This is a genomic window from Bradyrhizobium stylosanthis, from assembly GCF_001641335.1.
GTDB lineage: Bacteria > Pseudomonadota > Alphaproteobacteria > Rhizobiales > Xanthobacteraceae > Bradyrhizobium > Bradyrhizobium stylosanthis.
On record NZ_LVEM01000001.1, the window covers coordinates 504,600 to 522,243 of the forward strand.

At 65.8% G+C, this 17,644-nt stretch carries 18 protein-coding genes; 14 read left to right on the forward strand and 4 right to left on the reverse strand.

Translation table 11 applies throughout. The features are described from left to right. The first annotated feature begins 100 nt into the window (after positions 1 to 100). Complete coding sequence (locus A7X65_RS02525; RefSeq protein ID WP_063682762.1) at positions 101 to 1,132, forward strand: DNA-directed RNA polymerase subunit alpha; 1,032 nt, start codon at positions 101 to 103, stop codon at positions 1,130 to 1,132. 120 nt (positions 1,133 to 1,252) lie between these two features. After that, positions 1,253 to 1,669 carry a 50S ribosomal protein L17 gene (gene rplQ, locus A7X65_RS02530; protein WP_063682763.1) on the forward strand — a complete coding sequence of 139 codons (417 nt, stop codon included), beginning with the start codon at positions 1,253 to 1,255 and terminating at the stop codon, positions 1,667 to 1,669. Positions 1,670 to 1,748: 79 nt separating this feature from the next. On the opposite strand, the gene A7X65_RS02535 is transcribed toward rplQ, so the two are convergent. Continuing rightward, positions 1,749 to 2,726 carry a Bug family tripartite tricarboxylate transporter substrate binding protein gene (locus tag A7X65_RS02535; protein WP_063682764.1) on the reverse strand — a complete coding sequence of 326 codons (978 nt, stop codon included), beginning with the start codon at positions 2,724 to 2,726 and terminating at the stop codon, positions 1,749 to 1,751. A gap of 148 nt (positions 2,727 to 2,874) precedes the next feature. Between A7X65_RS02535 and A7X65_RS02540 the strand changes: the two genes are divergently transcribed. The 3 genes from A7X65_RS02540 (at position 2,875) to A7X65_RS02550 (ending at position 4,948) form a co-directional block, all read left to right on the forward strand. Beyond that, positions 2,875 to 3,714 (forward strand): c-type cytochrome, encoded by an 840-nt coding sequence (locus tag A7X65_RS02540; RefSeq protein ID WP_063682765.1) that lies wholly within the window; start codon positions 2,875 to 2,877, stop codon positions 3,712 to 3,714. A gap of 80 nt (positions 3,715 to 3,794) precedes the next feature. Beyond that, positions 3,795 to 4,583, forward strand: coding sequence for an SDR family NAD(P)-dependent oxidoreductase (locus A7X65_RS02545; protein WP_063684766.1), 789 nt, complete (start codon positions 3,795 to 3,797; stop codon positions 4,581 to 4,583). 68 nt (positions 4,584 to 4,651) lie between these two features. After that, positions 4,652 to 4,948: a DUF1330 domain-containing protein gene (locus A7X65_RS02550; protein ID WP_063682766.1), complete on the forward strand. Its 297-nt coding sequence runs from the start codon at positions 4,652 to 4,654 to the stop codon at positions 4,946 to 4,948. Positions 4,949 to 5,081: 133 nt separating this feature from the next. Here the strand turns inward: A7X65_RS02550 and A7X65_RS02555 are convergent, their stop codons facing one another. Beyond that, positions 5,082 to 6,095 (reverse strand): zinc-binding alcohol dehydrogenase family protein, encoded by a 1,014-nt coding sequence (locus tag A7X65_RS02555; RefSeq protein ID WP_063682767.1) that lies wholly within the window; start codon positions 6,093 to 6,095, stop codon positions 5,082 to 5,084. 121 nt (positions 6,096 to 6,216) lie between these two features. Between A7X65_RS02555 and A7X65_RS02560 the strand changes: the two genes are divergently transcribed. Beyond that, entirely contained in the window at positions 6,217 to 6,594 is a 378-nt protein-coding gene (locus A7X65_RS02560) for a winged helix-turn-helix transcriptional regulator (protein WP_063682768.1), read from the forward strand. 39 nt (positions 6,595 to 6,633) lie between these two features. On the opposite strand, the gene A7X65_RS02565 is transcribed toward A7X65_RS02560, so the two are convergent. After that, positions 6,634 to 8,265, reverse strand: a complete 1,632-nt coding sequence (locus A7X65_RS02565) for an OprO/OprP family phosphate-selective porin (protein WP_063682769.1) — start codon at positions 8,263 to 8,265, stop codon at positions 6,634 to 6,636. A 313-nt stretch (positions 8,266 to 8,578) separates the two neighbouring features. Here A7X65_RS02565 and A7X65_RS02570 point away from each other — a divergent pair, with 313 nt between their 5' ends. Genes A7X65_RS02570 through A7X65_RS02580 form a run of 3 tightly spaced genes read left to right on the forward strand, consistent with a single transcriptional unit; the run spans position 8,579 to position 12,613 of the window. Next, positions 8,579 to 9,988 carry a DegQ family serine endoprotease gene (locus A7X65_RS02570; protein WP_063682770.1) on the forward strand — a complete coding sequence of 470 codons (1,410 nt, stop codon included), beginning with the start codon at positions 8,579 to 8,581 and terminating at the stop codon, positions 9,986 to 9,988. Further along, positions 9,985 to 11,322, forward strand: coding sequence for a replication-associated recombination protein A (locus tag A7X65_RS02575; protein ID WP_063682771.1), 1,338 nt, complete (start codon positions 9,985 to 9,987; stop codon positions 11,320 to 11,322). The genes A7X65_RS02570 and A7X65_RS02575 overlap by 4 nt, the downstream gene beginning before the upstream one ends. 52 nt (positions 11,323 to 11,374) lie before the next feature. Next, entirely contained in the window at positions 11,375 to 12,613 is a 1,239-nt protein-coding gene (locus A7X65_RS02580) for an RluA family pseudouridine synthase (RefSeq protein WP_063682772.1), read from the forward strand. 135 nt (positions 12,614 to 12,748) lie between these two features. Here the strand turns inward: A7X65_RS02580 and A7X65_RS02585 are convergent, their stop codons facing one another. Further along, positions 12,749 to 13,195 (reverse strand): hypothetical protein, encoded by a 447-nt coding sequence (locus tag A7X65_RS02585; protein WP_063682773.1) that lies wholly within the window; start codon positions 13,193 to 13,195, stop codon positions 12,749 to 12,751. A gap of 75 nt (positions 13,196 to 13,270) precedes the next feature. On the opposite strand from A7X65_RS02585, the gene A7X65_RS02590 reads away from it, so the two are divergent. From A7X65_RS02590 to A7X65_RS02610, 5 genes are all read left to right on the forward strand, one after another. Next, positions 13,271 to 14,056 carry an ATP12 family chaperone protein gene (locus tag A7X65_RS02590; RefSeq protein WP_063682774.1) on the forward strand — a complete coding sequence of 262 codons (786 nt, stop codon included), beginning with the start codon at positions 13,271 to 13,273 and terminating at the stop codon, positions 14,054 to 14,056. 68 nt (positions 14,057 to 14,124) lie between these two features. Beyond that, positions 14,125 to 15,735, forward strand: a complete 1,611-nt coding sequence (gene fliK / locus A7X65_RS02595; protein WP_063682775.1) for a flagellar hook-length control protein FliK — start codon at positions 14,125 to 14,127, stop codon at positions 15,733 to 15,735. Then, positions 15,732 to 15,995 carry an EscU/YscU/HrcU family type III secretion system export apparatus switch protein gene (locus A7X65_RS02600; RefSeq protein WP_063682776.1) on the forward strand — a complete coding sequence of 88 codons (264 nt, stop codon included), beginning with the start codon at positions 15,732 to 15,734 and terminating at the stop codon, positions 15,993 to 15,995. Before fliK ends, A7X65_RS02600 begins: the two co-directional genes overlap by 4 nt. 36 nt (positions 15,996 to 16,031) lie before the next feature. After that, the gene (gene blaOXA / locus A7X65_RS02605) at positions 16,032 to 16,889 is read left to right on the forward strand and encodes a class D beta-lactamase (RefSeq protein WP_063682777.1); all 858 of its coding nucleotides are present in this window, start codon (positions 16,032 to 16,034) and stop codon (positions 16,887 to 16,889) included. A gap of 69 nt (positions 16,890 to 16,958) precedes the next feature. Next, positions 16,959 to 17,615: a carboxymuconolactone decarboxylase family protein gene (locus A7X65_RS02610; RefSeq protein WP_063682778.1), complete on the forward strand. Its 657-nt coding sequence runs from the start codon at positions 16,959 to 16,961 to the stop codon at positions 17,613 to 17,615. The last annotated feature ends 29 nt before the right edge of the window (positions 17,616 to 17,644 follow it).

Consider the following 17,644-nt stretch of genomic DNA (forward strand, 5'->3'; position numbering starts at 1 on the left):
GGGCGCATCGGCGCCCGCAACGACTTTGCAAGAAGCCGCAGGGATGCTCTGCGGCCTTTCTCCAACGCCAGTATTTGATGCCTCAAATTGACTGGCCTGTATGGGTGAAACAGTGACGATCCAGAAAAATTGGCAAGAACTGATTCGGCCGAACAAGCTCCAGGTCACGCCCGGCAGTGACTCCTCGCGTTTCGCGACCATCGTCGCCGAGCCGCTCGAGCGCGGTTTCGGCCAGACCCTCGGCAACGCGCTGCGCCGCATCCTGCTCTCCTCGCTCCAGGGCGCGGCGGTGCAGTCGGTACACATCGACGGCGTGCTGCACGAGTTCTCCTCGATCGCTGGCGTTCGTGAGGACGTCACCGACATCGTGCTGAACATCAAGGACATCTCGATCAAGATGCAGGGCGAAGGCCCCAAGCGCATGGTCGTGAAGAAGCAGGGCCCGGGCGTCGTCACCGCCGGCGACATCCAGACCGTCGGCGACGTCGTCGTGCTCAACCCGGACCTGCAGATCTGCACCCTCGACGAGGGCGCCGAGATCCGCATGGAGTTCACCGTCTCCACCGGCAAGGGCTATGTCCCGGCCGAGCGCAACCGTCCCGAGGACGCGCCGATCGGCCTGATCCCGGTCGACAGCCTGTACTCGCCGGTCCGCAAGGTCTCCTACAAGGTCGAGAACACCCGCGAGGGCCAGATCCTCGACTACGACAAGCTGACCATGACGATCGAGACCAACGGCGCGATCTCGCCGGATGACTCGGTGGCTTACGCCGCCCGCATCCTGCAGGATCAGCTCAACGTGTTCGTCAACTTCGAAGAGCCGCGCAAGGAAGTCGCCCAGGAGATCATCCCGGACCTCGCCTTCAACCCGGCCTTCCTCAAGAAGGTGGACGAGCTCGAGCTGTCGGTGCGTTCGGCCAACTGCCTGAAGAACGACAACATCGTCTACATCGGCGACCTCGTGCAGAAGAGCGAAGCGGAAATGCTCCGCACCCCGAACTTCGGCCGCAAGTCGCTGAACGAGATCAAGGAAGTGCTGGCCCAGATGGGTCTGCATCTCGGCATGGAAGTGCCGGGCTGGCCGCCGGAGAACATCGACGAGCTCGCCAAGCGCTTCGAAGATCACTACTGATCGACTTCACTGTCGCGGCCGGACATTCCGGCCGCGATTTTTATGGGCGAACGCAGGAAGCCCACCTGAGCAACTGGTCCGACGAACCATCGCGGCAGTTCATAAGTAAGGAATAGACACATGCGTCACGGTAAGGTTCATCGGAAGCTCAACCGCACTGCCGAGCATCGCCGCGCGATGTTCGCCAATATGTGCGCCGCGCTGATCAAGCACGAGCAGATCGTCACCACGCTCCCCAAGGCCAAGGAATTGCGCCCGATCGTGGAGAAGCTGATCACCCTCGGCAAGAAGGGCGGGCTGGCCATGCGCCGCCAGGCCATCTCCGAGATGCGCGACAAGGACCAGGTCAAGAAGCTGTTCGACGTACTGGCGCCCCGCTACAAGGATCGCCAGGGCGGCTACACCCGCATCATCAAGGCCGGCTTCCGCTACGGCGACAACGCCGCGATGGCCGTGATCGAGTTCGTCGACCGCGACGTCGATGCCAAGGGCCAGGATTCGGGCCCGGTGCAGGAGAAGCAGGACGAGGCGGCGTAAGCCGCATCGCAATTACGGAATTGAAAGCGGCGCCCTCGGGCGCCGCTTTTGTTTTGGGGCTGGCGATGGATCGGCCCGATTACTCCTCCTTGATCCCCGCCTTCTGCGCGATCTCCTTCATCTCGGCCGTCTCCTTGCCGATGGTGCCGGCCCAGTCGCTGTAGCGCACGAAGCCCGGCTCGAAGCCGACCTGGTTGAAGCGCTCGATGACGGAAGGGGTGTTGACGATCTCCTCCAGCGCCGTCGTCAGCCTGTCGCGAACCGCCGGCGGCAGCCCCCTGGGCGCGACCACCGCGCCCCAGGACGCGAAGTCGATGCCGGCGTAGCCGAGCTCGGCAAGCGTCGGCACGTCGGGCAGGAACGGCGTGCGCTTGCCCGAGAACACCGCGAGCACCTTGACGGTGCCGGCCTCGATCTGCGGCTTCACGGCGATCACCGTGTCGACGTGGTACTGGATGTGCTTGCCGATCAAATCGTTCATCGCCGGCGCGCTGCCCTTGTAGGGCAGGTGGACCATCTTGATTCCGGCAGCCGATTTGAACAGCTCGCCGGCGAAATGCGAGACGGTGGCGACGCCGAACGAGGCCAGCGACAGCTTGTCGGGGTTGGCTTTGGCTTCAGCGACGAGCGCGGCCAGATCCTTGACCGGGTTGTCCTTGTAGGTGACCAGCGCCAGCGTGATCTTGCCGACCTGGCCGAGCGGCTCGAAATCCTTGGCGGCGTCGTAAGGCACCGTTTCCTTCACGGCCGCCGGCAGTGTGAAGCTCGAGTTCGAGCTGAAGAAAATGGTGTATCCGTCAGGCGCCGAACGCGCGACTTCCTTGGCCGCGATCGTGGTGCCGCCGCCGGGACGGTTCATGATGATCACGGGCTTGCCGAGCCGCGTCTCCAGTTCGCTGCCGATGATGCGCGCGACCACGTCCGAGGCGCCGCCGGGCGGGAAGGGGACGATCAATTGCAGCGGCTTGTCCGGATAGACCGCCTGGGCCGGTGCAAGCGAGTTGCCGCCTATCAGGCTGACCAGTCCGAGGATGATCGTGAGAGCCGTGCGCTTCATCGCTTCGTTCTTCCGTGTTCACGTGAGCAGGAGGCAGACACTGTACTACTTGTTAACGGCCGTTCCAGCCCGCATCCGCGCTGCGCGTTGCCGAGGGAAGATCGGCTTGTTAGCCTGCTGCTCGTGAATCCGGGCCGGGGGGCTTTCGATGAGGACGCTGTTTGGGATCGTGCTGGCGCTTGCGAYGTCGCCGGCCGCTGGCGAAACGCTGGTCGAGCGCGGCGCCTATCTCGTCGGCAGCGTGATGGTCTGCCACAATTGCCACACGCCGCGCGGGCCGCAGGGGCTCGATCTGTCACGCGCACTCTCGGGCGGCAGCCAGGTCTTCGACGAGCCCGCCTTCAAGGTCTCCGGCTCCAACATCACGCCGGACAAGGACACAGGCATCGGCAAGTGGAGCGATGCCGAGCTGAAGCGCTTCCTCGTCAGCGGCATCAAGCCTGATGGCACCAGGGCCGCGCCGATCATGCCGACCGAATTCTACACGGTGCTCACCGCCCGCGATCTCGATGCGCTCGCGGCCTATTTGCGTTCGGTACCGGCGATACGCCACGAGACGCCCGCGCCGGAATACAAGATCGCGCTGAAGCCGGAGGTGCCGACCTATGCCGGCAAGCAGGCGAGCGAGCAGGAGCTGGCCGACAAGCTCGCGCGCGGCCGCTATCTGCTGACCATCGCCCATTGCCTGGAATGCCACACGCCGGAAGGCCCGTCCGCGGTGCATGACTTCGCCGCGGCGAGCGGCAAGGGCGGCCGGACCTTCAGGGGACCGTGGGGCGAATCCGTGTCTCCCAACATCACCCCTGATCCTGCCGCAGGCCTCGGCCAGTGGAGCGACGACGAAATCAAACGTGCGATTACGCAAGGCATCGCGCGCGACGGTCACAAGCTCAAGCCGCCGATGGCCTATGCTGCCTATGCCAGCATGACGGCCCAGGATCTCGATGCCATCGTCGCCTTTCTCCGGACACTACCGGCGCGCAACTGATCGCTCACGCGTCGGTGAGGGACGATTGAAGCTGCTTGTGCAGCGCACGATATCTCCGTCAGCTTCAATGGAGATGAATGATGAAGATCGACCTTTCCGGAAAGACCGCACTCGTGACCGGTTCGACCGTCGGCATCGGCCACGCCATCGCCAAGGGCCTTGCCGGTTCCGGTGCCAGTGTCGTGATCAACGGGCGCGGCCAGGACAAGGTCGATGCGGCCGTGCGCAAGCTGGAAGGCGCGGGCGGTAAGGTGCGCGGCATCGCCGCCGACGTCTCGACCGCGGCGGGCTGCAAGGCGCTCGTGGCCGCGTTGCCCGAGGTCGACATCCTCATCAACAATGCCGGCATCTTCGAGCCGAAGGACTTCTTCGAGATCCCGGACGAGGACTGGACGCGCTTCTTCGAGGTCAACGTGATGAGCGGCGTACGGCTCTCGCGCGCCTACATGAAAGGCATGCTCAAGCGCAACTGGGGTCGCATCGTCTTCATCTCCTCGGAGTCCGGGCTCAACATTCCCGTCGAGATGATCCACTACGGCATGAGCAAGACGGCGCAGCTCTCGGTCGCGCGCGGACTGGCGCAGCTCACCCGCGGCACCGGCGTCACCGTCAACTCCGTGCTGCCGGGCCCGACCATGTCGGAGGGCGTCGAGACCTTCGTGAAGGATCTCGCCAAGCAAAACGGCCAGTCGGTGGACGAAGCCGCCGCCAATTTCGTCAAGCAGCATCGTCCGAGCTCGCTGATCCAGCGCTTTGCCAGCGTCGACGAGATCGCGAACATGGTGGTCTATGTCGCCTCGAAGGAGGCCTCCGCCACCAACGGTGCGGCGCTGCGGGCCGAAGGCGGCATCGTCAACACGATCGCATAGAGCATGATCCGGAAAAGTGTGAAGCGGTTTTCCGAGAAGATCATGCTCAAAACAAAAAGGGCCGGATCATGTCGGCTTATGTGATCTCCGAAGTCGAGATGCGCGATCCCGACGGTTTCGAGGCCTATCGCGCACTTGCCGCCAAGACGATCGCCCGGTACGGCGGACGTTATCTCGTCCGCGGCGGCAAGGTCGACCTTGCCGAAGGCAACCTTCCGCCGAAAGCCATCGTCATCGTCGAATTCGAATCGATGGCGCGGCTGAAGGAATGGTACGCCTCGCCGGACTATGCCGAGGCGCTGAAGATCCGCGCCGGCGCGCTGGAGCGGCGGCTGCTGTTCGTCGAGGGTGTGCCGGAAATGTAGAGTGGGTTAGCCCTGCAACTGCCGTAGGGTGGGCAAAGCGAAGCGTGCCCACCACCATTTGCTGTTTCGGAGGGAAGGTGGGCACGGCGCAAGTGCGCCTTTGCCCACCCTACGAGGCCTGACGTCGAAGCTGCTACCACCCCTCCAGCACGATCTTGCCGCGCGACTTGCCGCTCTCGAGCAGGGCATGCGCGCGCTTGAGGTTGGCCGCGTTGATCGTGCCGAAAGTCTGGTCGAGGGTGGTGCGCAGCACGCCCTTGTCGATGAGGTCGGCGACGTCGTTGAGCAGATGATGCTGCGCGATCATGTCCGGCGTCTGGAACGAGGAGCGCGTGAACATCGATTCCCAGTGCACCGAGATCGCCTTGCCCTTGAAGGTGCTCATGGTGAATTCCGGGGGATCGTCGATCAGGCCGAACCGTCCCTGCGGCGCCATGAAGTCGGCGATGCTCTTATAGTGCTGGTCGGTGAAGGTCAGGCTTGCCACCAGCGCGACCGGCGGCAGCTTGAGCTTGTCGATCTGCTCCTTCATCGGCTTGCCGTGATCGATCACCGCATGCGCACCGAGATCGAGACACCATTTCTGCGATTCCGGCCGCGTCGCGGTCGCGAGCACCGTGAGGCCGGTGAGGCGGCGGGCAAGCTGGATCAGGATCGAGCCGACGCCGCCGGCGCCGCCCGTGATCAGAAGGGTGCGCGGATCGACGCTCTTGCCGGGCACGGCACCGAGCCGGTCGAACAGCAATTCCCAGGCGGTGATGGAGGTGAGGGGAAGCGCGGCGGCCTGCGCGAACGACAGGCTCTTCGGCTTGTTGCCGACGATGCGTTCGTCGACCAGGTGGAATTCGGCGTTGGTGCCCTGGCGCAGGATCGAGCCGGCGTAAAACACTTCGTCGCCCGGCTTGAACAGTGTGACTTCAGGCCCGACCGCATCCACGACACCGGCGGCGTCATAGCCCAGGATCTTCACCTCGCCCTCGCGCGGCGCGGCACGCTTGCGCACCTTGTAGTCGACCGGGTTGGCCGAGATCGCCTTCACGGCGACGCGGATGTCGCGCCCCTTGGGATCCGGCTTGGCGGTCTCGAAATCGAACAGTGCGTCCTGATCTTCGATCGGAAGCGATTTCTTGTAGCCGACGGCCTTCATGGCTTGTCTCCATCAGATGGCGTATTCGCCTGCCGCCCTAACTGTCGCCCTGGCGTCCATTTGGCAAGTACTGTAAATTCGGGGATATAGTCCCTGTTTGGATACTATTGGGAAAACACGCATGAAACGGCGCGACTTTACCCGCCGGCCGGGCTGCTCGGTCGAGGCGACGCTGGACCTGATCGACGGCAAATGGAAGGGCGTGATCCTCTATCACCTGCAGAGCGGCACCCAGCGCTTCGGCGAGTTGCGCCGCCGAATGCCCGGCATCACCCAGCGCATGCTCACGAAGCAGTTGCGCGCGCTGGAGGAGGACAAGCTCGTCATCCGCAAGGTCTATGCGGAGGTACCGCCGCGGGTGGAGTATTGCCTCTCGGAGCTCGGCGAGAGCCTCAGGCCGGTGATCGACATCCTGAAGGCCTGGGGCGAGAGCCACCAGCAACGGCTGTCCGCCGCGCCGGAGCCGGTGGCCGTGAAGAAGCCGAAGCGGGCGGCGTAAATATCCGGGAGCGGTCCCTGCCGCTCCCGGACGAGATCGTCAGAACGCGAACTGCGTGCGCATCGCGATCGCATCGAACTTCGAGCCGACGTCGGCGGTGGAAACCGGCGAGGCCTGCCTCGACACCGTGCCATGCAGGTAGTCGAGCATGAAGCGGACGTTGCCGTTGACGTACCAGTTGAGCGCGAGCGTGTAGACGGTCTGGCGTCCGCCGGCGATGCCGGCGGCGGTCGCGAGCTGGTTGTTCAAATCCATCGTGGAGTAGCGACCGGCGATCTCCCAGGCGCCCCAGCCACCGCCATCGATCGAGAACGGGTGCTCCGGCTTGACGCCGCCATAGGCGGCATTGCCCGGATTGTACTTGCGGCTTTCCCCGGTCAGCACATAGGCCGCCTGGGCGTAGCCGCCCTGGAATTTCAGGCTTGGCGCTCCGATCAACGGCACGCTGGTATTTGCGTTGCGATCGATGTTGAAGAAGTAATATTCGCCCTGGACCCAGAGCGGTCCATAGGTTGCCGCGGCTTCCACGCCATAGACCTGTGCGCCCGCCACATTTGCAATCGCCCCGGTCGAGATCAGCGTCGTGGGGTCGATGCGCAGCTCGGGCCGGTCGCTGAGCGTGAGCGTTTGCGTGTTCGCGACCAGATTGCGCGGCGGCTGGATCAGCCACTGGGCGTCGCCGCCGAGATGCACCGAGTAATCCTTGCCGCTGACGATCTGGCCGGCAACGCGGGCAGTCGCGCCGTATTGCTCGCTGGTGCCGGGAGGCGAGGCGCTCGAGGCGGAGTGAATCGCACCCGTGGTCGGGCCTGTCACGTAGGCGCCGGCATAGAACACGTCGTTGTACCAGCGGGCACCGGCGGCCGAACGGAAGTCGCCGGCGGCGATGTTTTGCGCGATGATGCCGACCGTGGCACGTTCCATGAAAGCAATGTCATTGGAGCTGGTGGACTCATCCATGGTCCAGGCAATATCCATGACGCCGGCTTCGATCGCCATCTTGCCGCCGAACGGCTTCAGTCCGGTGTAGCTGACATAGGCGTTTTCGATACCGGAGGTGCCTCCGCCGGGCAGGAAGCCGACAGCGGTCCCGCCGGCGGCACCGGTGCCGCCAAATCCGTCGGACGAGCCGCCGAAATCGTAGATCAGCGCGAAATTCCAGTCGTTGAGGAATTTTCCGGTAACGCCGATGCGCGCGCGACGGACGTTCTCGCCGCTGTCGAGCTTTTGCGGCACGGTTGCCGCCGTGTTGGGGCGATAATTATAGCCGCCGACATCCCAATGCACGCGGCTGGTGATGGCGACGCAGTTGGCCTCGTCGGCGGTGCAGATGGTCGGCCGGTTGTTCGGCATCGTGACCACGACGCCGGAGGGGTGCACCGGTCCCTTGACCGGGATCGCCGCATTGGCGTTGGCGACCACCGCCTTCGCCTCCGAGCGCGCTTCGGCCTTCGCCTCAGCCTTGGCTTCGGCTTTTGCTTTCGCCGTGGCCGCCGTGTTTGCGACCGTCTGGCTCTGCAGCTTGTCGAGCTTCTGCTCCAGCAACTTCAATTGCTGTTTCAGCAGCGCGATTTCCTGCTCGCTGCTGCTTGCCGATTGAGCCTGGGCCTGCGAGGCCGCCAGCACGCCGGCGAGACCAATCGCCGTGGCTGCCATTCTTGTCCTGCTCACGATACGCCTCCATCCTTTTGATGAACTTCCCCAAGTCGTCGGCGGAGAGCCTAGGTATGGTCGATGACTGCCCCGCGACGGTGCACCCCGGTTGCGCGGTTCCCACTGGTGCAAATTCGCCGCAACCGAATCCGTCATGGAACAGAATGCTGGATGATGCGCGTCATGCCAATCTGTCGCGCCAGGCGGCTTGCGTTTTCGCACGGAGGCTTGCATTCCGGCGACACCCGAAGGGGGTGAATAATGCCGCCTGGCGGCCTTCTATTGCCCGGCGAACGCGCCTATATTCCGTCGTCTTTTCCGAGAGGTAGGAATGTTTCGATCGATCCGTCCGGCCGTTATCGTCACGGCACTGTGCATAGCGTTTTCAGCCCACTTCAATCCGGCCGCCGCGCAGGATCGCCGTGTTCCATCCTCGCCGGCCGAGCTGCGGCTGTCCTATGCGCCGATCGTGCAGCGGGTGCAGCCGGCGGTCGTCAACGTCTACGCCGCCAAGGTCGTGCAAAACCGAAATCCGTTGCTGGACGATCCGATCTTCCGCCGCTTCTTCGGCGTGCCGGGCCAGCAGCCCGAGCAGATGCAGCGCTCGCTCGGCTCCGGCGTCATCGTCGATGCCTCCGGCCTCGTCGTCACCAATGTCCACGTCATCGAGGGGGCGGACCAGGTCAAGGTGTCGCTGTCGGACAAGCGCGAGTTCGAGGCCGAGATCCTGCTGAAGGATCCGCGCACCGATCTCGCCGTGCTCCGGCTGAAGGACACCAAGGAGAAGTTTCCGACGCTCGACTTCACCAATTCCGACGAGCTCTTGGTCGGCGACGTCGTGCTCGCGATCGGCAATCCCTTCGGCGTCGGCCAGACGGTGACGCACGGCATCATCTCGGCGCTGGCGCGCACGCAGGTCGGCATCACCGACTACCAGTTCTTCATCCAGACCGATGCGGCGATCAATCCCGGCAATTCCGGCGGCGCGCTGGTCGACATGAGCGGCAAGCTCGCCGGCATCAACACCGCGATCTATTCGCGTTCCGGCGGCTCGCAGGGCATCGGCTTTGCGATTCCCGCCAACATGGTCCGCGTCGTCGTCGCCTCCGCCAAGAGCGGCGGCAAGGCGGTGAAGCGTCCCTGGCTCGGCGCGAAGCTGCAGGCGGTGACACCCGAGATCGCCGAGAGCCTCGGTCTGCGCTCGCCGACCGGCGCGCTGGTCGCGAGCGTGGTGCCGAACGGTCCCGCGGCCAAGGCCGGCCTGAAATCCTCCGACCTCATCACCGGGATCGACAACCAGACCGTCGACGACCCCAATGCCTTCGACTACCGCTTCGCCACCCGGCCGCTCGGCGGCACCGCGCAGATCGACGTGCAGCGTGGCGGCAAGCCGCTCAAGCTCGGCATTGCGCTCGAGACCGCCCCTGACAGCGGGCGCAACGAGCTCGTCATCACCACGCGCTCGCCGTTCCAGGGCGCGAAGATCTCCACCATCACCCCGGCGATCGCCGACGAGCTGCATCTCGATGCGGACACCGATGGCGTCGTCGTCACCGAGATCGGCGACGGCACGGCGGCGCAGAATGTCGGCTTCCAGAAGGGCGACATCATCCTCACGGTGAACAGCCAGAAGATCGCCAAGACCGCCGATCTCGAGAAGGCCGCCAAGGACACGCCGCGGCTCTGGCGCATCACGGTGGTGCGCGGCGGTCAGCAGATCAACGTCACGCTGGGCGGATGAGTCCGAAGCGACCACAGGAGACACCGACGCTGTTTGCCGCGGCGGGGCTCGACCACGAGGCTCCGCATCCGCTGCCGGACCGGCTGCGCCCCCGCGCGCTGTCGGAGGTCGTCGGCCAGGATCACATCCTCGGCCCCGACGGCGCGCTGACGCGCATGCTGGAGACGCGTACGCTGGGCTCGCTGGTGTTCTGGGGACCGCCCGGCACCGGCAAGACCACCGTGGCGCGGCTGCTGGCCGACGCGACGGACCTGCATTTCGAGCAGATTTCCGCGGTGTTCTCCGGCGTCGCCGACCTCAAGAAGGCCTTCGACGCCGCGCGCGCCCGCCGCGAGATGGGCAAGGGCACGCTGCTGTTCGTCGACGAGGTGCACAGGTTCAATCGCGCCCAGCAGGATTCGTTTCTGCCGGTGATGGAAGACGGCACCGTGGTGATGGTCGGCGCCACCACGGAAAACCCGTCCTTCGAGCTCAACGCGGCGCTTTTGTCGCGCGCGCGCGTTCTGGTGTTTCGCTCGCTCGATGCCGCCGCGATCGAAAAGCTGTTCACTCACGCCGAGGAGGTCGAGGGCAGGAAGCTGCCGCTCGATGCCGAGGCGCGCGCGGTTCTGGTGCGGATGGCCGATGGCGACGGCCGCGCCTCGCTGACGCTCGCCGAAGAGGTCTGGCGTTCGGCGCGGGCGGACGAGATTTTCGACGCCGCGCAGTTGCAGGACATCCTGCAGCGCCGCGCCCCGATCTACGACAAATCGGCCGACGGCCATTACAATTTGATCTCGGCGCTGCATAAATCGGTGCGCGGCTCCGATCCCGATGCCGCGCTTTATTATCTCGCCCGCATGCTCGATGCCGGCGAGGACCCGCTGTTCCTGGCCCGCCGCGTCGTGCGCATGGCGGTCGAGGACATCGGCCTTGCCGATCCACAGGCGCTCGTCATCGCCAATGCGGCCAAGGACGCCTTCGATTTCCTCGGCCATCCCGAAGGCGAGCTCGCCATCGCGCAGGCGGTGGTCTATCTCGCCACCGCGCCGAAATCGAACGCGGTCTACACCGCCTTCGGCACCGCGATGCAGGTCGCAAAACAGGCCGGCTCGCTGCTGCCGCCCAAGCACATCCTGAATTCCCCGACCAAGCTGATGAAGTCGGAGGGCTACGGCTCGGGCTACGCCTACGACCACGACGCCCCCGACGCCTTCTCCGGCCAGGACTACTTCCCGGAGGCCCTCGGCCGACAGACCTTCTACGACCCGCCCGAGCGCGGCTTCGAGCGCGAGATCAGGAAGCGCCTGGATTACTGGGCCAAGCTGCGCAAGGAACGGGGCGGCTCGCGCTAGAAGTGGCCATTTCGTCGTGACGGAAGGCCGCTTTTAGGGTACGCAGGCAATCATGAGCCGCCGCATCAAGAGAATGAATCCAAAGCCCCGTTCGCGTGACGAGCGCGATGATTCGCGTCCGCAGCAGACGCGCGGCGCGAAGAAGGCAGGGGCGCGTCCGGGCGGCAAGCCCGGCGGGAAGCCGTCGCGCTTCGCCGGCGAGCGCGCCGAGCGGCGTGGCCCCGAGCGCGCAGAACGGCGTCCGCCCAAGGAGGCGCCGGAAAGGGCGGCGCCCGAAAAGCCCGTCGAGGCGCTGCTGCCGACCAAGGTGCAGACCGTCAAGGTCTCGGCCGACGAGAACAACATGCGCGTCGACCGCTTCCTGGAAGCGCGCTTTCCCGGCCTGTCGTTCTCCCACATCCAGCGTGTCGTCCGCAAAGGCGAGCTGCGCGTCGATGGCAAGCGCGTCGACAGCAAGGACCGGTTGGAGGAGGGGCAGAGCGTCCGCATCCCGCCGCTGAAGCTCGATGCGCCGAAGGTCGTCGGCGAGCTCTCGGAGGCTGCGCAGAAGACGCTCAAGGCGCTGAAGGACATGACCATCTATGAGGACGACGACGTCCTCGTCCTGAACAAGCCCGCCGGCCTTGCCGTGCAGGGCGGCTCGGGCATGACGCGGCACATCGACCAGATGCTGGAGGTGATGCGCGATTCCAAGGGCCAGAAGCCGCGTCTCGTGCACCGTATCGATCGCGAGACCTCGGGCTGCCTGCTGATCGCCAAGACGCGCTTCGCCGCCTCGCACCTGACCGGCGCGTTCCGCTCGCGCTCGGCGCGCAAGGTCTATTGGGCGCTGGTGCCGGGCCTGCCGAAGCCGAAGCAGGGCCGCATCTCGACCTTCCTCGCGAAGGAGGAGAGCGAGGACGACACCATCATGCGCATCGCCCAGCATGGCGACGAGGGCGCCAGCCACGCGGTGACGTACTACGCGGTGGTCGAGACCGCCGGCAACAAGCTGACCTGGGTGTCGCTGAAACCGGTGACGGGGCGCACGCATCAGCTTCGCGCCCACATGGAGCATATCGGCCACCCCATCGTCGGCGATCCCAAATATTTCAACATCGAGAACTGGCAGCTGCCGGGCGGCCTGCAGAACCGGCTGCACCTGCTGGCGCGCCGCATCGTCATCCCACATCCGCGCGGCGGCGTAATCGACGCCACCGCACCGCTGCCGCCGCACATGCAGCAGTCGTGGAATCTGCTTGGCCTGGATGCCAGCCGTTTCGACCCGATCGAGAACGCGCCGGAGGAGTAAGGGCGGCCTTGCAGCTAACCCCGTCATTGCGAGGAGCGCAGCGACGAAGCAATCCAGACTGCCTCCGCGGATGCAGTCTGGATTGCTTCGCTGCGCTCGCGATGACGGTGTGGAAGCCGCGGTGGTTCACCACCCTCAATTCCGGAACTGCTCCAGAAACATCCGCAAGCTGTCGTGCGGGCTCTCGACATCCGTGATCAGCCAGCCCTCGGGTCCGTTCACCAGGACGAAGTTGAGCACCACCCGGCGGCCGTGATTGTCGAAATTCGCCGCGACATAGGTCTTGTCGTACTGCTGGCGGACGACCGCGATCATGACAGGGCCGAGCCGCCAGCTCGGGCTCTGCACCAGGAAATCATAGGGTTCGATCCTCGGCGTGCTCCAGGCCTTGCGCAGGGGAGGATCGAAGAACTGCCGGGCGGTCGCCGCGTCCCGCGGCAGGCCTTTGGAGAGCTCCGGCGCGCCTTCGCCGTAATGGGCATAGACGTTGCGGACCAGCGATTCCGGGGTGCGAAAGCCGGCCTCCGCCGCGGCCAGCCAAAATCCTGCCAACAGGGCTCCGATGCCCGCAAGTTCCCGCATGCCCGCCGCTCGCTTTATCGGCCACAGGTCTTATCTTAAAAGCCTAGCATTCAGAGACCGGGGCCGAAAACTCACATGCGCGAATTGTTCGAAGAAGCAGCAAGCCAGCCCCCGCCGGATCCCAGGGAATCGGCGCGCGCCTCCGCGCGCACGCCGCTGCGCAAGCGCTTCTACAAGGAGGCCGGCGTCGCGGAAGCCGAGGGCGGTCATGCCATCACGCTCGACGGCAAGCCGACCCGGACGCCGTCCGGCCGCCAGGTGGTGATCCCCGCGCGCGCGCTGGCCGATGCGGTGGCGGCGGAATGGTCGGCCCAGGGCGAAACCATCGATCCCGTGACCATGCCGCTGACCCGGATCGCAAACAGCGTGGTCGAGGGCGTGGTCGACCGGGTCGAGCTCGTCAGCGAGGACCTCGCGAAATACTTCGAGTCCGATCTGCTGTTCTATCGCGCCGGTCACCCCGAGGGTCTGGTCGCCCGCGAGGCCGCGCATTGGGACCCCGTGCTGTTCTGGGCCGCGGAGACGCTGGGGGCGCATTTCATCCTGTCCGAAGGCGTCATGCATGTGAAGCAGCCGGACGAGGCGCTGAAGGCCGCCCGGGGCGCGCTGCCGGGCGATGCCTGGTCGGTCGCAGCTCTCCACATGGTCACGACCCTGACCGGCTCGGCCCTGCTGGCGCTGGCGCTGGCCCATGGCGTGCGCGATGCGGACCAGGTCTGGGCCGCCGCCCATGTCGACGAGGACTGGAACGCCGAGAAATGGGGCGTGGACGAGGAGGCCGCCGCCCGCCGCGCCGCCCGCCTGAAGGATTTCCAGGCCGCCGTGACCGTTCTGGCGGCCGTGAAGCCGCCTGCGGCGTAAAGGTCCTTAACGAGAGGTTTACGAGGCGGCCTTAGGGTGGGGGCACAGCATTCCCCGGGCCCCTTGAGATGCCGACGCCGATAAGCTCGATCCTGCCGGTCAGTGCCGCCAGCCCCGTGGCTGATGCGGCGACGCCCGATCTCGTGCTGCAGGCCGGCAGTGTGGTCGACGCCAGGGTGGTCAGCGTGATGGCCGACAATCTGGTGCGGATCGCGATCGCCAACCTCTCGATGGACGTGATGTCGGAGGTGGCGCTGACGCCGGGACAAAACCTCCAGCTCGCGGTGTCGCAGAACGACGGCACCATCAGGCTCGCGGTGATGAACGGAGCAGGCGAGGCGACCCCCGATCAGATCACGCTGACGCCACGTGCAGCCTCGCTGGTGGACAGCCCGCCGCTTGCGCCTACTGTGAGCGCACCACGCACCACGCTGACGCCGTTGGAGCAGGTCGCCGTGACTGCCGCCTCGGCCGAGGCCGTGACCAAACAGGGCAGCCAGGCGCCGCTGTTCGCAAATCTCGCCTCCGTCGTCACCGGCAGCGATCTGCCGGCGGGACTGAAGCAGGCGGTGCTGGACGTGCTTGCGCAGCAGACGCCGCTGAGCCCGGCCCTCGATGGCGGCGACATCGAATCCGCGTTTCAGAAGTCCGGCCTGTTTCTCGAGGCCTCGCTCGCCGCGGGCACGATGCCTTCGTCCGGCAATGTGCCGGATTTGAAAGCAGCGCTGCTGGTGCTGCGCCAGACGCTGACCACGCTCGAAACGGCCGCGCCGCAGGGTGCTGCAATTCCGACGGCGACGACGGCGGCACCACAGGCGGCCGCCGCGCCGGCTCAGGCTGCAGGCGAGGCCGCGCAATCTGCATCGCCTTCCGGCCCCGAGATCGCGCAAGCGCCGCAACTGCCGCGCAATGCCAATCTCGCCGCTGCCGTGCTGGCCGATATCGCCGGCAACGCTCAGCAAGCCGCGATGCCGCGCACCATCTCCGCAGGCCTTGCCGCAAGCCTCCTGCAGGAGGCCACGCAAAACCTGCCGCGCCTGACCGGTAACGTTCCCGGTTCGAACAAGGCCGTGCCCGACGGCCATATCTTCGAAGCCGCCGCGCGCACGGCGCCTCCGCCGTTCCGCGGCGCGCTGCCGGCACCGCAAGCGGTCGCCATGCCATCGCTCGCACCGGATACGCCGCTCTCCGCGACGGTGCATCGCCTGCTCGACGACACCGATGCCGCGATCGCGCGGCAGACGTTGTTGCAGGTCGCCTCGCTCCCCGATCGCACCGATGCCGGCGGGCACCGTATCGATCCGGCGGTGCCGCAGTGGAATTTCGAGATCCCGTTCGCGACGGCGCAGGGCACCGCGATGGCGCAGTTCGAGATCTCGCGCGATGGCGGGAACGAGTCCGCCGATCCCGCCACGCGCGCCTGGCGCGCGCGCTTCTCGCTCAATGTCGAGCCGGCCGGCCCGGTGCACGCGCTGATCACGCTGAACGGCGACAAGACCTTCGTGCGGATGTGGGCGGAGCGGCCGGCGACCGCGCAGCAGCTCCGCGCCGGTGTCAGCGAGCTCAGCCAGGCGATGACCAGGGCCGAGCTCAAGCCTGGCGACATCGTCGTACGCGAGGGCACGCCGCCGCAGCCGGCGCCGGCCCGTGCCGGCCACTTCCTGGACCGCGCCACATGAGCGATCCATCCAAGCTCGCGATCGCGCTGCATTACGAGAAGGGCACGAACGCCCCAGTCGTCGTCGCCAAGGGCAAGGGCACGATCGGCGAAAAGATCGTCGAGATCGCCAAGGCCAACGACATCCCGATCGAGGAGAACGAGATCCTGGCCGGCGCGCTCTCCAAGGTCGAGCTCGGCGACGAGATCCCGCCCGATCTCTACAAGGCCGTCGCCGAAGTGCTGGTGTTCGTGCTGCGCCTGTCGGGGCGGGGACGGTAGAAACCATCTGTCATCGTTTCACCACGTCGCGGCTGCATGGTCGCACCGGTTCTTCATTGCTCACGGATACCGCCCTTGCTCTCCCGCCGTTCCACCCTCGGTCTTCTTGCCGCAGCTTCGATCCTGCCGCAGCGCGCGCTCGCCCATGTCGCGCCGCCGCGCAACGAGATCCGCGACAGCCTCGCAAAGCGCTTCACCGATCTCGGCACGGCAGGCACCTTCGTCGGCTACAAGGTCGAGGACTATCTGATCGTCGCCAGCGACAAGGAGCGCTCGGGCGAGGGCAAGCTGCCGGCCTCGACCTTCAAGATTCCGAACTCGCTGATCGCGCTCGAGACGGGTGTCGTTGCTGATCCGGACAAGGACGTGTTTCCCTGGGACGGCGTGAAACGCCCGATCGAGGCCTGGAACAAGGACCACACGCTGCGCAGCGCGATCGCGGTGAGCGCGGTGCCGGTCTATCAGGAGATCGCGCGCCGCATCGGCGAGGTGCGCATGCAGAAATATGTCGACGAGTTCGACTACGGCAATCGCGACATCGGCGGCGGCATCGACCAGTTCTGGCTCACCGGCGCCTTGCGCATCGACCCGGTAGAGCAGATCGACTTCGTCGACCGGCTGCGCCGCCGCGCGTTGCCGATTTCGAAGCGCAGCCAGGATCTCGTCGCCGACATCCTGCCGGTGACGAAAGTGGGCGACAGCGTCATCCGCGCCAAGTCTGGTCTCCTGGGCGCCGAGCGCGGCGAGCCGTCGCTCGGCTGGATGGTCGGGTGGGCCGAGAAGGGCGAGGCGCACACCGTGTTCGCGCTCAACATGGATTGTAGGGAGCCGCGCCACATCGAGGCGCGCATGAGCCTGACGCAAGCCTGCCTTGCCGAGATCGGTGCGATCTAGCGCTGCCCGCGCCGATGCCGCTCGACTAGCATCCTTCCGGCCAACAAAGAAAAACCGGGAGGACAATAAATGAACTCAACGCCGCTCTGGCTGTCGTCGCTCACGCTTGCCGCTGCGGGCGGCTGGCTCGCCGCCACGATGTTCGCCGGCCCCGCTACCAGCAAGGAGCCGCGCTTTCCGCAGCTCACCATGGACCAGCTCGACGCCAAGCAGAAGCCGCTCGGTGAGCAGATCATGAAGGTGTCGAGCGTCGGCATCGGCGGGCCCTACAATCCCATGATCCGCAGCCCCGTGCTCGGCCAGCGCCTGTTCGACCTGTTCTATTATCTGCGCTGGGAGACCTCGGTCCCGACCAAGCTCAACGAGTTCGCGATCCTGATCATCGGGCGGCAATGGCGCTCGCAGGTGGAATGGTTCGCGCACGCGCCGCTCGCGGCGAAGGCGGGCCTCTCTCCCGACATCATCGCGGAGCTGAAAGCCAACAAGCGGCCGTCGAAGATGGCCGACGACGAGGCGGTGGTCTACGACTTCGTCACCGAGATCACCACGACTAAGAAGGTCTCCGACGAGACCTATGCGCGGGCGAAGAAGGTGTTCAGCGATCAGCAGATCGTCGATCTCACCGCGGTCGCCGGCAACTATGTGATGGTCGCGATGCTGCTGGCGATGGCGGAAGAGACGGTGCCGCCGGACAAGCAGGAGCCGTTCAGGCCGGGCGAGCCGTAAGCGGCATGAGAAACCCGCGGCAGAATTGC

Bases quoted from the DNA above. Each gene is read 5' to 3' on its own strand.
- A7X65_RS02600 (WP_063682776.1), top strand. From the start codon at position 15,732: ATGAGCGATCCATCCAAGCTCGCGATCGCGCTGCATTACGAGAAGGGC.
- A7X65_RS02555 (WP_063682767.1), bottom strand. From the start codon at position 6,095: ATGAAGGCCGTCGGCTACAAGAAATCGCTTCCGATCGAAGATCAGGAC.
- A7X65_RS02585 (WP_063682773.1), bottom strand. From the start codon at position 13,195: ATGCGGGAACTTGCGGGCATCGGAGCCCTGTTGGCAGGATTTTGGCTG.
- A7X65_RS02545 (WP_063684766.1), top strand. From the start codon at position 3,795: ATGAAGATCGACCTTTCCGGAAAGACCGCACTCGTGACCGGTTCGACC.
- blaOXA (WP_063682777.1), top strand. From the start codon at position 16,032: ATGGTCGCACCGGTTCTTCATTGCTCACGGATACCGCCCTTGCTCTCC.
- A7X65_RS02570 (WP_063682770.1), top strand. From the start codon at position 8,579: ATGTTTCGATCGATCCGTCCGGCCGTTATCGTCACGGCACTGTGCATA.
- A7X65_RS02610 (WP_063682778.1), top strand. From the start codon at position 16,959: ATGAACTCAACGCCGCTCTGGCTGTCGTCGCTCACGCTTGCCGCTGCG.
- A7X65_RS02525 (WP_063682762.1), top strand. From the start codon at position 101: ATGGGTGAAACAGTGACGATCCAGAAAAATTGGCAAGAACTGATTCGG.
- rplQ (WP_063682763.1), top strand. From the start codon at position 1,253: ATGCGTCACGGTAAGGTTCATCGGAAGCTCAACCGCACTGCCGAGCAT.
- A7X65_RS02535 (WP_063682764.1), bottom strand. From the start codon at position 2,726: ATGAAGCGCACGGCTCTCACGATCATCCTCGGACTGGTCAGCCTGATA.
- A7X65_RS02575 (WP_063682771.1), top strand. From the start codon at position 9,985: ATGAGTCCGAAGCGACCACAGGAGACACCGACGCTGTTTGCCGCGGCG.
- A7X65_RS02560 (WP_063682768.1), top strand. From the start codon at position 6,217: ATGAAACGGCGCGACTTTACCCGCCGGCCGGGCTGCTCGGTCGAGGCG.
- A7X65_RS02590 (WP_063682774.1), top strand. From the start codon at position 13,271: ATGCGCGAATTGTTCGAAGAAGCAGCAAGCCAGCCCCCGCCGGATCCC.
- A7X65_RS02580 (WP_063682772.1), top strand. From the start codon at position 11,375: ATGAGCCGCCGCATCAAGAGAATGAATCCAAAGCCCCGTTCGCGTGAC.
- fliK (WP_063682775.1), top strand. From the start codon at position 14,125: ATGCCGACGCCGATAAGCTCGATCCTGCCGGTCAGTGCCGCCAGCCCC.
- A7X65_RS02550 (WP_063682766.1), top strand. From the start codon at position 4,652: ATGTCGGCTTATGTGATCTCCGAAGTCGAGATGCGCGATCCCGACGGT.